General features: G+C 35.5%; 12 protein-coding genes and 1 pseudogene. 11 read left to right on the forward strand and 2 right to left on the reverse strand.

Translation table 11 applies throughout. The annotated features are described in order from the left end of the window. Positions 1 to 80: 80 nt before the first annotated feature. From QRE67_RS09420 to QRE67_RS09465, 10 genes are all read left to right on the forward strand, one after another. Entirely contained in the window at positions 81 to 1,376 is a 1,296-nt protein-coding gene (locus tag QRE67_RS09420; RefSeq protein ID WP_286124612.1) for a homoserine dehydrogenase, read from the forward strand. Then, positions 1,369 to 2,427, forward strand: coding sequence for a threonine synthase (thrC, locus tag QRE67_RS09425; RefSeq protein WP_286124613.1), 1,059 nt, complete (start codon positions 1,369 to 1,371; stop codon positions 2,425 to 2,427). Before QRE67_RS09420 ends, thrC begins: the two co-directional genes overlap by 8 nt. Continuing rightward, positions 2,424 to 3,326, forward strand: a complete 903-nt coding sequence (gene thrB, locus QRE67_RS09430; RefSeq protein WP_286124614.1) for a homoserine kinase — start codon at positions 2,424 to 2,426, stop codon at positions 3,324 to 3,326. Before thrC ends, thrB begins: the two co-directional genes overlap by 4 nt. Positions 3,327 to 3,723: 397 nt before the next feature. Then, a complete protein-coding gene (locus QRE67_RS09435; RefSeq protein WP_286124615.1) occupies positions 3,724 to 4,722 on the forward strand; it encodes an LCP family protein in 999 nt (332 codons plus the stop codon). Positions 4,723 to 5,005: 283 nt separating this feature from the next. Continuing rightward, positions 5,006 to 6,253: a hypothetical protein gene (locus QRE67_RS09440; RefSeq protein WP_286124616.1), complete on the forward strand. Its 1,248-nt coding sequence runs from the start codon at positions 5,006 to 5,008 to the stop codon at positions 6,251 to 6,253. 16 nt (positions 6,254 to 6,269) lie between these two features. Next, positions 6,270 to 6,959 carry a response regulator transcription factor gene (locus tag QRE67_RS09445; protein ID WP_286124617.1) on the forward strand — a complete coding sequence of 230 codons (690 nt, stop codon included), beginning with the start codon at positions 6,270 to 6,272 and terminating at the stop codon, positions 6,957 to 6,959. Then, a complete protein-coding gene (locus tag QRE67_RS09450) occupies positions 6,956 to 8,317 on the forward strand; it encodes a HAMP domain-containing sensor histidine kinase (RefSeq protein WP_286124618.1) in 1,362 nt (453 codons plus the stop codon). The genes QRE67_RS09445 and QRE67_RS09450 overlap by 4 nt, the downstream gene beginning before the upstream one ends. Positions 8,318 to 8,441: 124 nt before the next feature. Next, complete coding sequence (locus QRE67_RS09455) at positions 8,442 to 9,263, forward strand: peptidoglycan-N-acetylglucosamine deacetylase (RefSeq protein WP_286124619.1); 822 nt, start codon at positions 8,442 to 8,444, stop codon at positions 9,261 to 9,263. A gap of 17 nt (positions 9,264 to 9,280) precedes the next feature. Further along, entirely contained in the window at positions 9,281 to 9,937 is a 657-nt protein-coding gene (locus QRE67_RS09460; protein ID WP_286124620.1) for a YkyA family protein, read from the forward strand. Positions 9,938 to 10,302: 365 nt separating this feature from the next. Beyond that, a complete protein-coding gene (locus QRE67_RS09465) occupies positions 10,303 to 10,980 on the forward strand; it encodes an MgtC/SapB family protein (protein WP_286124621.1) in 678 nt (225 codons plus the stop codon). A gap of 400 nt (positions 10,981 to 11,380) precedes the next feature. Here QRE67_RS09465 and QRE67_RS09470 read toward each other — a convergent pair whose 3' ends face one another. Together QRE67_RS09470 and QRE67_RS09475 are read right to left on the reverse strand one after the other, a co-directional pair. Beyond that, positions 11,381 to 12,367: an NAD(P)-dependent alcohol dehydrogenase gene (locus tag QRE67_RS09470; protein WP_286124622.1), complete on the reverse strand. Its 987-nt coding sequence runs from the start codon at positions 12,365 to 12,367 to the stop codon at positions 11,381 to 11,383. A gap of 277 nt (positions 12,368 to 12,644) precedes the next feature. Next, the gene (locus QRE67_RS09475) at positions 12,645 to 13,634 is read right to left on the reverse strand and encodes a Gfo/Idh/MocA family protein (RefSeq protein ID WP_286124623.1); all 990 of its coding nucleotides are present in this window, start codon (positions 13,632 to 13,634) and stop codon (positions 12,645 to 12,647) included. A gap of 194 nt (positions 13,635 to 13,828) precedes the next feature. On the opposite strand from QRE67_RS09475, the pseudogene QRE67_RS09480 reads away from it, so the two are divergent. Further along, positions 13,829 to 14,399 (forward strand): annotated as a pseudogene (locus tag QRE67_RS09480) (GNAT family N-acetyltransferase). The last annotated feature ends 268 nt before the right edge of the window (positions 14,400 to 14,667 follow it).

The following is a 14,667-nucleotide window of genomic DNA, read 5'->3' on the forward strand; positions in this document are numbered from 1 at the left end:
TAACCATAACCTGCGCAACTACTAGAGCAATGAAGAGGGAGAATGTGTCATAGTTTGAAATAATAAGAGGAGGTACAAAAATGAAAAAGGTAATTTATGTCGGTGTGCTAGGTCTTGGAACTGTAGGGAGTGGGGTCGTTCATATTTTAGAGAACCACCAAAAGAAAATTTCTCTTGATACAGGGTATGAGGTAAGAGTGAAGTCAGTAGCGGTCCGTGATTTGGAAAAAGAACGTGATGTTTCTATCAGTGGAATTGCTATAACGAATGATGCAGATGAAATATTAAATGATCCAGATATTGATATCGTAGTAGAGGTAATGGGCGGAATCCAGGAAGCAAAACAATCTATTGTAAAGGCATTAAACAATAAAAAACATGTAGTGACTGCAAACAAAGATTTGATGGCTTCTTATGGTGCGGAATTATTACAATTGGCACATGAACAGGAGTGTGATTTATATTATGAAGCGAGTGTTGCCGGAGGGATTCCAATTTTAAGAGGTCTTGTGGATGGGCTAGCTTCGGATCATATTGAAAAAATAATGGGAATTGTAAATGGAACAACAAATTATATATTAACAAAAATGAGTCAAAATGGATGGTCATATGATCAAGCACTTCAAGAAGCACAAAAACTTGGGTTTGCAGAATCTGATCCTTCAGCAGATGTGGATGGACTTGATGCAGCACGAAAGGTGGCCATTCTTGCTAATTTAGGTTTTTCAATGAATGTTTCTCTAAGTGATGTACATGTACAGGGAATTCGCGATGTGGAGAAAGAAGATTTGGAAATGGCAAAAAAATTAGGATTTACTATGAAATTAGTGGGGAAAGCGGAGCAACACGATTCGAGTATTCATTTAAACGTGGCACCTACTTTATTGCCAGATCATCATCCACTTTCAAGTGTGAACAACGAATTTAACGCTGTGTATGTACACGGTCACGCTGTTGGAGAAGTGATGTTTTATGGACCAGGTGCTGGAAAATTACCAACTGGGTCTGCTGTCGTGAGTGATATCATTTCTATCGTTAAAAATATGAAGCTAGATGTAAAAGGTCATGGTATGTTAAAAGAACCACAACCTTATATGCTCAAAGGGGATCGAGAAATCGTTTCGAAATACTTTTTACGGATTTTATTAAAAGATGAACCGGGAATGTTTCAAAAAATCACTGAATGTTTCGTTAATCATTCTATTAGTTTAGAAGAAATTATTCAGTTGCCACTAAATCAAGAACTTGCAGAAATTGTGCTTGTTACTCATCAAACTTCAAAATACCAATTTGAACAGACTTTAGCATCATTAGAGAGTGTAGCAAGTGAGATTAAGAGTTATTACTGTATTGAGGAGGAAAAAGAATATGTATAATGGTTTATTAAAACAATATGCTTCATTTTTACCGGTGAGCGAAAAAACGCCAAATGTCAGTTTGATGGAAGGGAACACACCACTTATTCCGCTTCCGAATCTTTCTAAGAAATTAGGTATTACTTTATATGGGAAATATGAAGGAGCAAATCCAACTGGTTCCTTCAAAGATAGAGGAATGGTAATGGCTGTTGCGAAAGCAAAAGAAGCAGGTTCAGAGGCGATAATATGTGCTTCGACAGGGAATACATCTGCATCAGCGGCGGCGTATGCTGCCCGCCTTGGCATGAAATGTATCATTGTTATACCCGAAGGGAAGATTGCCCATGGCAAGCTGGCACAAGCAATTGCTTATGGAGCGGAAATTATTTCAATAGAAGGGAACTTTGATGATGCACTACGAGCAGTACGTCAAATTGCAGCAGAAGAGCCAATTACATTAGTAAACTCTGTCAATCCATACCGTATTGAAGGGCAAAAAACAGCAGCATTTGAAATTTGTGATCAACTTCAAAAAGCACCAGACGTCCTTGCTATTCCTGTTGGAAATGCTGGAAATATTACAGCATATTGGAAAGGGTTCTGTGAGTATGAAAAAGAAAAAGGGTATAAAAAACCAAGGATTCATGGTTTTGAGGCAGAAGGTGCAGCGGCGATTGTAAAAGGTCATGTGATTGATTCTCCAGAAACAGTTGCAACAGCAATCCGCATTGGTAACCCAGCGAGCTGGTCATATGCGGTAGAGGCAGCGGAGCAGTCGCAAGGTGAAATTGATATGGTAACGGATGAAGAAATTCTACAAGCTTATGGGTTATTAGCAAAAAACGAAGGTGTATTCGTGGAACCGGGATCTAGTGCATCTCTTGCAGGTGTGATCAAACATGTTCGAGCCGGTAAAATTAATGAAAATGAGACGGTTGTCCTTGTACTAACAGGAAATGGTTTAAAAGATCCTGATATCGCTCTTTCTTCAAATAAACTGGATATCGCTAATATTTCAAATGATATGTCAAAAATAAAAGAACATATTAAGGAAGTGATTGTTTCGTGATCCCATTTATGATTCGTGTTCCAGCTAGTACAGCAAATGTCGGTCCTGGTTTTGATTCTATCGGAATAGCCTTATCTCTATACTTGGAAGTGCGTGTGAAAGAAAAATCAGATCATTGGCATGTGGCCCATTCATTTGGCCCTTCTATTCCAAATGATGAAAGAAACTTAATTGTAAGTACAGCACGTGAAGTATTCCCGTCTTTATCTCCTTATGTAATAGAAGTGACAAGTAATATTCCACTTACACGAGGATTAGGTAGTAGTGCAGCGGCGATCGTGGCGGGAATTGAACTTGCGAATCAACTTGGAAATTTAAAGTTAACAAATGATGAGAAAATTCATGTTGCAACAAGCTTTGAGGGACATCCCGATAATGTAGCTGCCTCGATTTTAGGAGGTACAGTGATTGGTGTGATGGATCACCAGCATGTATCTGTTATAAGAATAGAACATAGAGATGTAGGCGTGATTGCACTTATTCCAAATGAAGAATTAAATACAAATGAAAGTCGTTCTGTTTTACCAGAAACGTTCTTATTTGCAGATGCTGTTCGCGCAAGTGCGGTAAGTAACGTATTGGTAGCGGCACTATGCCAAAAGAAATGGGAAACTGTTGGTGAAATGATGGAAAGGGATCAATTTCATGAACCGTATCGTTCACAGCTTGTCCCACTTTTACCGGAAATTCGCCATTATGCAAAAAGATTTGGCGCATATGGCACATCATTAAGTGGTGCAGGACCGTCGGTTTTTATTCTGACTCCATATGAGAAACGTCAGGAAATTGCCGAACAGTTAGTAAGAAAGTTTCCAGTGCTACAAGTATGCGAGCTTGAGATTGATCTTGAGGGAACGGTTGTCAAAAGCGAACAAAGTGCTGGAATTTCAATAGAATAATAGAATGGTATGTATCATTTTTGGAGCTATATAAATACAAATTAAAAACCGACATAAAAAAAAGGGTTTTATGTCGGTTTTTTAATTTGTATTTATGTAAGACAAATCGAGGGAAAGTATGATGATAAAAATATGACTTCGTTATATATGTTATCAACGTATAAAGTGTTTCTAGTGTGAAAAATAAAATTGTAAATTTTTTGAAATTTGATTGTGACGTCTTGCTAAAATAAAAAGCGGGAGTATAATGTGAGATGAAATATATAAATTCAGTTTAATTCTCTCCTTAAAAAAGAAACCTTACAAAAATGTAAGGTTAATGAAATGAAATTCAATATGAAGAATAAAAGATTAAGAGTATACTAAGTGCAGATAAGGAGAGGGAAGGAGAATCAACATGAGTTCTGAGTTAGGATCCAATACAAGAAGTGGAAAAAAACGTTCTAAGCGAAAATCTGTGAAATGGTTGATTTTGATTCCATTTGTACTGCTCATTTTTGGTGGAGTAGGCTATGGTTCATTTCTATATAATAAAGCAAAAGCAGTCGTAAGTGATGCATATGCAAAAATTGAAAAGTCGGATAAACGTGATAAAGATGTTGAACCGTTAAAAGATAATATTTCTATTTTGATTATGGGTGTTGATGGAAGTGATATTCGAAAAGAGCAATATGGTGAAGCGGTTCGTACGGATGCACTTCTGCTTGCGACAATTAATAAGGATGATAAATCAGTGAAATTGGTAAGTATCCCGCGTGATTCACGTGTGTATATTCCATCAAGAAAAAAATTGGATAAGATTACACATGCGCATGCATTTGGCGGTGTTGAAAGTACACGGGATACAGTAGAGAAATTTTTAAATGTTCCAGTCGATTATTATGTGAAGTTCAACTTTGATTCTTTTGTGAAAATTGTAGATTCACTTGGCGGTATTGATGTGGATGTACCTGTTACATTTACAGAACAAGATAGTAAAGATCAAGCGGGTATGATTCATTTAGAAAAAGGAAATCAACATTTAAACGGGGAGCAAGCTCTTGCGTTAGCAAGAACGCGTAAAATTGATAGTGATGCAATGCGTGGTCAAAGACAGCAACTTGTAATCGAAGCAATTGCGAAAAAAGCAATGTCCGTTCAATCTATTAGTAAGTTTGGTTCTATGTTGGATGCGGTTGACAGCAACATGAAAACAAATTTATCATTTGATGATATGCTTTCTATTACAAGAAATATGGCCGGAACAGATTTACAAATGGAAAAATTACAAGTGGAAGGTACGGATAAGCGTATCGGTGGTATTTATTACTACCTGCCAAATGAAAAGAATGTGCAAGATATTTCTAACAAGTTAAATGAACATTTAGGTATTACACCAAAAGCGGTTCAAAACTAATTTTGAAAAGGTTGGCGTCTTGCCAACCTTTTTTTCATACGTAACGATTTGTAACGTTTCTGTAACGATTTTCTTTTTAATAAAAATTATACTTTTTTATGAGTGAAGATATTGGATAAAGTGTAACGGTAAGTAGAAATTAAAAATATTTTGTAGCGAGATTACTACAGATACACAATATAAAAGAAGAAAATAACATGGATACTTTGTAGAAGAAACAATTTTAGAAAAAAGGATAAAAGTGAAACGAAGTAAACAAATATGTAGTGAGGAACGAGAATACATGCGAAAAGCGTTAGGAATCCTTGGGGTAATTACGATGTTGACGGGCTGTGCAATGGCCGAGACACCTACAAAGTTAATGGAAGCTCCTACACATGAAAACTGGCAGAATGAATTACAGGAACAAATAAAAAAAGATTTACCTGTGAATTCGCGGTTAATAACCCCATTGTCCAATCAAGACAAACAAACGATTTGGACGGTGGATGTAAATCCACATGGCAAGAAAGAAGCAGTTATTTTATATAAACAGCAAAATGAAGATTATCACGTGTATATGTCCGTTTATAAACAATCGAAAAAAGGGTGGGAAGTTCGAGCTACACGCACTTTTACAGGAGAAGGTGTTGATACGGTCTCGATTGGAGACTTCACGGGGAATCACAAACAAGATATCCTGATTGGAATCTCTCTAAGCCGTGAAGAATCTCAAAATGAGATGATTGTTTTTTCTACAGAAGAAAATGATCTTGTGGAACGGTATAAACGAAATTATACAAAACTGTTTGTTGAAGATTTAAATGATAATGGGATTAAAGATATCAGTGTTGTTACATATGCAAAAGATGAACAATTGCAAGTAGAGTTGTTGGAAAAATTTAAGACGCTTTCGGAAATTTCATTTGATCCATATGTGAATGGAATACAAAAAGTGCAGCTTGGACGTATTTCTCTGCAAACAAAAGCAATGGTAATTGATGCAGCTGTTGGTGCGCACTCGGGTATGACGTATGTAGCTAAATTTGAAAAAGATCATTGGGAAAAAATGTTTGAAGATGAAGAAAACCAATTATTTAATGGTTCTGTAATGGAAAGCCAAGATATAAATGGTGACGGAATTATTGAGTTTGCCACTAAGATTGAACCGAAAGGCTGGGAAGAAAGTGCCTACGCAGAAATCCCTTGGTTTGAACGATATGTACAGTGGGATGAAAAGAATGGATTTAATCCAGTACAAGAGAGATATGTGAACATAGAACAAGGCTATTATGTTAATATTCCTGCAGATTTAATAGGAAAAATAACAATCGCAAAAACGGATGCTAAGGATGCGCAGCGTTTTATTTATGGTGACACAAATAAAACGTGGCTCGAAGTTCACACTTTTAAACGTACAGAGTGGAAAGATGTAAAAGAGTATGATGCAGCAGTTAAAACAAATTCATATATATATGCAGTGCCGAATCAATCAAAATATAAAAAATTCAAATCATATATTAAGCCGTTAGCTGATTACCAGCAGGAGTAGTAGAGGGAGGAAGAGGATGAGTACAATTTTAGTGCTGGAAGATGAAATGACGATTCGCAGTTTTATCGTGTTAAATATAAAGCGTGCGGGATTCGATGTACTAGAAGCAGAAACGGGGGAAAAGGCTTTAACTTTACTTCGTGAACATCATGTTGATATTGCACTATTAGATGTGATGTTACCTGGAATGGACGGTTTTGAAGTCTGCAGATGTGTACGTGAAATGAATAAGCAAATTGGTATTATTATGTTAACGGCACGTGTTCAAGATAAAGATACAGTACAAGGTTTAACACTTGGAGCGGATGATTATATTGCAAAACCATTTAGTCCAGTAGAGTTAATTGCACGCATTCAATCCTTGTTGAGGAGAGTGAAAATGAATGAAGAAAATGTAGAAGTGATTCAATCAGGTCCATTTACATTAAACCATTCTCAAGAAAAGTTATATAGAGACGGAAAAGAAATTGATTTAACACCGACGGAGTATATGATTCTTCATTATTTGATGGACAATGCAAGTAAGCCAGTGTCGAGAGATGAAATATTAAACAGAATATGGGGCGTTAATTATGTAGGGGATATGAAAGTGGTAGATGTAAATATGAGTCGCTTACGCCAAAAAATAGAAGCTAATTCATCACAACCTCAGTTTGTTCAGACTGTTTGGGGGAAAGGATATATGTGGAAGGAAAGCATGGAATGAATCGGAAAATAAGTCTGTATTTTATGACAGTAATTATTCTCATGCTTGCTTTATTTGAAGTTGTTTTTTCCTTTGTTATTTACCGTTATTATTACAATGGAATTGTTAATCATATTGAGTCACATGCGAAAACAAGCACTCGCTTTTTTTCAGAATATAACTCAATCTATTTAATTCGATTACGTGAATATAGCGGCGATATTATGGAGTCATTTCAATTAGAAGGAGCAGAATTGCAACTGATTGATCGCAGTGGCAAAGTCGTACAATCTTCAAGTGGGTATAAAGTAAATGAAAAGGTAAAAATACCTCTCACATTACTAGAAGGAGAGACCTATCATCAGGTGACCACTAGAAAAGATGAGCAAAAACAATTGGAAGTGTTTAGTCCACTTATTCATCAAGGACAAACGATTGGTATTTTAAAATATACGACAGTTCTAACGACTGTGAACAAAACCATTATAGAGCTTATTCTGTGTACAATTATAGTGGGAATGGTTATTTCAGGGATTGTTTTGCTGATTAGTAGGCGTTTAGCAAATATGTTTGTCAGACCGATAGAATCTATTATCCACGCCTCCTCACAAATTGCAGAAGGAACGCTGAACAAGAAGATAAAAGAGGATTATCCTGGAGAGCTCGGAGAATTAGCACATAGCTTAAACCATATGTCAGAGAAAATTGAGAAAACCGAACAAATGAAAAATGAATTTATTTCATCGATCTCACATGAACTTCGTACGCCTTTAACAGGGATTAAAGGATGGAGTGAAACATTAAAATTTGTTGATTCTTTAACGGAAGAAGAGGTTAAGCAAGGAATGAATATCATTTCTGGTGAAACAGATCGTTTAATTGATCTCGTGGAAGAATTATTAGATTTTTCTAGGCTAGAGGCTAATCATCTTCGTTTATGTAAACAACAAGTTCAATTACATCATATACTTGATGAGTCCATATGGCAGTTAACGCCAAAAGCAGAGAAGAAGCAGATTGAAATGATTTCCAATTTAGAAGAGATAGAAGTATTAGGTGATAAAAGTCGTTTAAAGCAAATCTTTTTAAACGTAATTGATAATGCAATTAAGTATTCAAATCAATATGGGAAAATTTCAATCTGTGTAACACAAAAAGAGAGAAAAGCGATCATTACTGTAACGGATGAAGGAATTGGAATGGCAAAAGAGCATATACCGTTCGTAATGCAATCTTTTTATCAAATTAACAGTTCATCATCAGGTGCAGGAATTGGACTTGCTATTGTGAATAAAATTGTTCAGCTTCATGAAGGATCAATGCATATTGAAAGTAGCGAAGGAGTTGGCACGGTGATTATGATAAAGCTTCCTTTATAATGTGTACAATGTTCGTTTTCTAGTAGTCGAAAGAAAGAAAATATGTTTACATTAATATAAACGGATGTTATATATTAGAGTGATAGAGAGAAAAAGAAAGAGAAAGAGAAAGGAATTTAATAGAATGGGGAATTTACTAAATGTAAAAAGAATAATTGTAATGGTAGTAGCTATTGCAGTAATAGCAGTTGGGTTTTTCATGTTTCAATCAATCACATCGCCAGCAAGAGCGGTAGCAAATCAAGAAAATTCGGTTCAGCTTGCAAGTGATCAGCTCAAAGTAGAGATGAATAAAACAGCACCAGATCAATTTAACGGCCAAGTGCGTAAAGTTGCATATCTTACTTTTGATGATGGACCGGGAAAATACACAGCTGAGCTGTTAAATATGTTAAAGCAACACGATGCGAAAGCTACATTTTTCTTAATTGGTGCGAATGTAAAAGAATATCCTGATTTAGTCAAGCGTGAAAACGTAGAAGGGCATTATGTTGGCATGCATAGTATGACACATGATTTTAAAAAATTATATACATATGGTAACTATGTAAATGAAATGAAAGAAGATCAAAGTTTAATAGCGAATATTCTTGGGCAAGCACCAAAATTAACACGTCCACCATATGGCTCAATGCCTGGTTTAAATGAAGCGCTCCGCAACAAAGTAGTGGAAGGCGGTTTTAAAGTATGGGACTGGACGATTGATTCTTTAGATTGGAAATATAACAAAATGCCAGTTGATGCTGCTTCAGCAAAAATTGCTCAAAATGTACTTGCTGGTGCAACAAATCCGAAAGAAGTCATACTAATGCATGATATTCACCCGCAATCTGTTGCTGCAATACCAGCTATTCTGAAAGGTTTAAAAGAAAAAGGTTATGAATTTGAGGCATATCATGAAGATGATCATTTCCCGTTGAATTTTTGGCATGATAAGCGTATGTAATATAGGAGGATTTGACGTTGACTTATAGAAAATTAGCACTTGTAGGAGCCTTATCAGTAGGATTGTTATCAGGTTGTTTTGGCTCGAAACCAGAAGAAGATTTATATGTAGCATTTGAAAATGCTGCAAAACAGGAAAAAACGTTGTTTGAAGATGCGAAAAAATTAGAGACATTAGAGAAAAAAGGGCAAGAGCTATATGTTCAAATTATAAAAGAAGGAAAAGATCAAAATGAAATAGTGGCACAAAAATTAGATCAAGCTGCTACGAACATTGATGATCGTGAAAAAGTATTAAAAAGTGAAAAAGATTCATTAGATAAAGCACAGAAAGAAACAAAATCCGTTCAAAGTCATGTCAATAAAATAGAAGATAAAAATTTACAAAAACAAGCAACTGAAGTGCAGGAAGCGTATAAAAATCGTTATGGCGCTTTTCAAAAGATGAATGATAGCTATGTAAAATCAATGACGTTGGAAAAAGAATTATATACAAAGCTTCGCGTAAAGGAAACGAAGCTAAAAGAGATTAGTGAAAAAGTCAAAGCTGTAAATCAATTAAATGAAGAAATACAAAAAGAAAAAGAGAAGTTTAATCGATATACAAAAGAGTATAACGAAGAAAAACTAGCATTCTATAAAGAAGCGAAGATCAAGATTAAAGAAGAAAAGTAAGACAAAAAAGCCGAAAAAACATTTGATAAAAAGTGTTTTTCGGCTTTTTCACTTGAAAGGAGTATATAAATCCATTTTGATTTTTCGACATATAAGCTGCGGCTATGGATAACAAAAAGTGACTTACACTCGTTTTCTCTCTTTGTTTTCACTATGTCTGGGCAGGAAAAGGATCTGACCGCTTCTATGCATGGCCGGATGCTCTCTCTCACCTAAAAAGAAGGGTTTTATGTCGGTTTTTAATTTGTATTTATATAGAAAAAGACTGGCATTGAAAGTATAAAAGAGTTATAGTTAATTATTTAAAGAAAAATGATGTTTAAGATGGAGAATGAGGAACATCATATAAGTAAGGAGAATGAAATATGACATATGAATTTTTACTCAAACTAGGCCTCGCACTTTTTTTAGGTTTATTTATAGGAATAGACCGGCAGCTAAAGAATAAACCACTTGGCGTGAAAACAAGTATGGTCATTTCTGTAGCGAGTTGCTTAATTACAATGGTTTCGATTGAATCGGTAAATGTATACTCTTCACCAGGACATACGAATATGGATCCAATGCGCCTTGCAGCTCAAATTGTGAGTGGAGTTGGTTTCCTTGGCGCAGGTGTTATTTTACGAAGAAATAACGATGTAATTTCCGGACTAACAACGGCTTCTATGGTTTGGGCAGCATCTGCTTTAGGGATTGCAATTGGTGCTGGCTTTTATATACAAGCAATAGTAGCCATGGTTTTAATTATACTAGCGATTAATGTATTTCCACATCTCATTAAGCTAGCGGGACCGTATTCTTTAAGACAAAGGGACTTATCAATTAAAATCATTGTGAATAAACATCAAGAGCTCGATGGAATCTTTAAGCAAATTAAAAATTTAAATATGCAAGTGAAACGTGTGAAAATTAAAGATATCGACAATGGATCTCAACAATTAGAAATGATGATATTAGCACCTGAAGATTTATATACAACAGAGTTATATAGCTCTTTAAAAGAGATTAATCACATTGTTTCAGTTGAGGTTGAAAGTAGATAAGATATGTGTTTGAAAAATCCTCCACTAAATTCATTAAAGTAGGGGATTTTTTAGTGAATGCCCCCTCTTTAACACTCTTACGAGTTGTTTGAAGAAGGGGCGTGGTAGGAAGTCTCCAGCAGAAAGAAGTGAGGAGTCAAAATTTCCAACTAATATCGTTATCACTTCTGAAATGCAGTCCAGATATGTGTTTCAAGCTGATATAGCCTACGATTGGAATTTTTCGCTTGATGAACTGGCACTTGATACATTTACCTATAAAGATGACCACCTTCATGATTTAGCACGAAAGAATGCTCGGTTCCGTCGTGGTTATACCTCATATTTTATTAACTTTTAATGTTCGACATAGACTAAGCACCAAAAAAATTGTTATTCACGTCGGAGCGTTTTTCATTTATTAGGATTTGTTGTTATGTTCCACATTTATGACGACATTTCCCTTCTTGTGTCCTTTCTCGACATATCTATGAGCTTCCACAATCTCTTCAAACGCATAGTACCTGTCAATGACCGCTTTTATCTTCTCCGTCTCAACAAGTTCTTTAAGGAAGTTTAATGCTTCGGAAGTTTCAGGTGAATTTTGACCTAATATTAGTTTCTTGCTGCTTGTCAATTTAGTCCATAGCATTCGAACACTTGGCAACGGTGCAACGACATTTATATAGGTACCGTCCTTCTTTAACAATTTGATACAATCTGAAAACGAGCTCTTGTTTACCGCTTCAAAGATAACATCATAAGTCTCGTCTGCAGTAGAAAAATCTTTTGCAGTGTAATCAATTACCTTGTCGGCTCCCAGAGATTTTACCAATTCTAAATTTGTGTTACTGCACACCCCTGTAACTTTTGCTCCGAAATACTTGGAAATCTGTACTGCATAACTTCCTACACTTCCAGAAGCTCCATAGACAAGAACATTTTGACCGCTCTGAACGTTAGCTTTTCTAAGAAAAAACAAGGCTGTACGTGCTCCGATTGGAATGGCAGCGGCTTCCTCATAGGTTATATTGGAGGGTTTAATAGATACTGGTCCATCTTCAGGCAGACAAATATACTCGGTATAAGAACCAAAACCCACTTGGGTAGCCGCAAAAACCTGGTCTCCTTCCTTAAACCGTTTGACATCTTTCCCTACTGACTCAACTTCTCCAGCTAACTCCATTCCTAATATTTGTTTTTTAGGTTGTCTAAAACCAAGTGTTATTCGAGCAGGTAGCCAAACAGAAAGAGGAACCGTAAAACTCCGTGACCGAATATCTCCTGCTGTTACGGTTGTCGCTTTTATTTTTACCAGTATTTCATTTTCCTTAGGAGCAGGTTTCTCTACCTCTTTCAGTTGAAGAACGTCGGGGGGACCGTACTTTGTGTACACAATTGCTTTCATTGATCTTCCTCCAATTCGTTCTATTTATTAATATCATACGAATAACATGAATAAATAGAACAATGGTTCACTCTTCAATAATTGGTCTAAACTGTCCTGTTAATTAAAAAATGTATTTAAATAATACATATTTCTCCTCAACAAAATGCTAAAAGCAGTGTGATTTCACTTGCGAAATCCACTGCTTTTATACTTGTTTTTATATATGCTTTTTCCAATGCGGGCACTTCAAAAGAGAACGGCTTAAGAACAATCCACCCTTTTTTATGATAATGTATTATTTTTTTGTATCAGCAGGAAATACAAGTCCAATTTGTTTTCTAGCTTCCTCCATTATTTTCATTGTAGTCATAGAAGAAGTATGAGAATTCACAGTAGACTCTAATTGATTTTGCTGAATTAATCCAATAAATTCTTGTGCTTCATAAGACATTGTTTCATTTGATTGTGGTTGTGTTATATCTTCTACACGACCATCCGTATAACGGATTTCTATTTTTGTTAGTCCACTAATTTTATCGATTATTATACTACCGTTTTCTCCTTGGATTTCAGAAGGTACATAAGAGTTCGTTATTTTGGAGTACATAATGACAGCATCCATATCTTCGTACTTTAATAAGAGGCTTCCTTTACCATCTACACCGGACTCAAGAAGAATGGCATTTGCTTGTACGTGAGATGGTTCACCGAATAGTACGACCATCGGATATATACAATACACACCGATATCCATTAACGCACCGTTCGAAAAAGCAGGATTAAAGGCATTCAGAATCGTACCTTCTTTATACGTATCATAACGAGATGAATACTGACAAAAACTAGCAAAATAACGACGGACTTTCCCGATTTTATGTAAATTAGTTTGTATCGCTTGGAAATTAGGAAGAAGTGTCGATAATAATGCTTCCATTAATACAACCTTATTTTTTGTAGCAGCTTGAACCATCTTCTCCAATTCTCTCGTATGAGAGGCAATAGATTTTTCGCATAGGACATGTTTACCATGATTCATAAACAGGATGGATTGTTCTGCATGCAATGAATTGGGACTGGCGATGTAAACAGCATCAATTACATCACTTTTGGCCATGCTTTCTAAATCGGTAAACGTGGTGTGTACATCATATTTTTTTGCGAATTCTTTCGCTTTTGCTTCTGATCTTGAATATACCGCGGTTAAAGAAAAGTCTTTTAATGTACGAGCATCTTGAATAAACTTATCTGTAATAGTATTCGTTCCAATTACTCCAAATCGTATCATCTGTATTTCTCCTTGTATAAATCATTTTCGTTATTGTTTTCTGTGGAAACTTAATTATATCGGGAAGGGACTTAAATATTAAATCTTTTGCCTCATCTTCTTTCTAAAAACTATGTTAATTTTATATGAAAAAGATATACATCGTTTTGGAATACGATCTTTTTGATAGAATGAAACAAAAGGGGGGACGCGCAATGGAGATTAGAATTAGAAAGGCAATAGAAGCTGATATAGAAGGGATAGCAAAGGTTCATGTTGATAGTTGGAAAACAGCTTACAAAGGGATCGTATCAGATGAATTCTTAGCTAACTTATCGTATGAGAGCCGGGAAAAACAATGGAAAAACAATGGAAAAACAATGGAAAAACATCTTTAAACAAGCAACACCAAACCATTATACATACGTTGCGGAGATTTCAAATGGAACGGTTATAGGATTTATTAATGGAGGACCTGAAAGAACGGAAAAATATAATTGTGATGGCGAATTATATGCGATATACATTTTGCAGGAGTACCAAGGCCTTAAAGTTGGACAACAATTATTTCAATCTCTTGTATCAAATTTTATACAAAGTGAATTTCGTTCGGTATTAGTATGGGTAATATCGAATAACCCTTCAAAATCTTTTTATGAAAAATACAGTCCGGACTGTATTGATACAAAATTTATTAACAGATTGGGCGTTGAGGAAATGGCATACGGATGGGGAGACATACATAGTCTTTTCAATCGTCTTATGCAAACAATTGAAGAAATATAAAACCATAATTAAATTATGTAAACAAAAAGCCATTCAGATTTCTATATAAATACAAATTAAAAAACTGACATAAAACCCTTCTTTTTAGGTGGGAGAGAGGATCCGGCCATGCATAGAAGCGGTCAGATCCTTTTCCTGCCCATGCCAAGAGAAACAAAGAGAGAAAACGAGTGCAGGTCACCTTTTGTTATCCATAGCCGCGGCTTATATGTCGAAAAATTAAAATGGATTTATATAGATGGCTTTTTTATTGAAAAAGAAAAATAGT

This window comes from Bacillus sp. DX3.1 (assembly GCF_030292155.1).
Lineage (GTDB): Bacteria > Bacillota > Bacilli > Bacillales > Bacillaceae_G > Bacillus_A.

Bases quoted from the DNA above. Each gene is read 5' to 3' on its own strand.
- QRE67_RS09455 (WP_286124619.1), top strand. From the start codon at position 8,442: ATGGGGAATTTACTAAATGTAAAAAGAATAATTGTAATGGTAGTAGCT.
- QRE67_RS09420 (WP_286124612.1), top strand. From the start codon at position 81: ATGAAAAAGGTAATTTATGTCGGTGTGCTAGGTCTTGGAACTGTAGGG.
- QRE67_RS09465 (WP_286124621.1), top strand. From the start codon at position 10,303: ATGACATATGAATTTTTACTCAAACTAGGCCTCGCACTTTTTTTAGGT.
- QRE67_RS09475 (WP_286124623.1), bottom strand. From the start codon at position 13,634: ATGATACGATTTGGAGTAATTGGAACGAATACTATTACAGATAAGTTT.
- QRE67_RS09445 (WP_286124617.1), top strand. From the start codon at position 6,270: ATGAGTACAATTTTAGTGCTGGAAGATGAAATGACGATTCGCAGTTTT.
- QRE67_RS09435 (WP_286124615.1), top strand. From the start codon at position 3,724: ATGAGTTCTGAGTTAGGATCCAATACAAGAAGTGGAAAAAAACGTTCT.
- QRE67_RS09450 (WP_286124618.1), top strand. From the start codon at position 6,956: ATGAATCGGAAAATAAGTCTGTATTTTATGACAGTAATTATTCTCATG.
- QRE67_RS09440 (WP_286124616.1), top strand. From the start codon at position 5,006: ATGCGAAAAGCGTTAGGAATCCTTGGGGTAATTACGATGTTGACGGGC.
- thrC (WP_286124613.1), top strand. From the start codon at position 1,369: ATGTATAATGGTTTATTAAAACAATATGCTTCATTTTTACCGGTGAGC.
- QRE67_RS09470 (WP_286124622.1), bottom strand. From the start codon at position 12,367: ATGAAAGCAATTGTGTACACAAAGTACGGTCCCCCCGACGTTCTTCAA.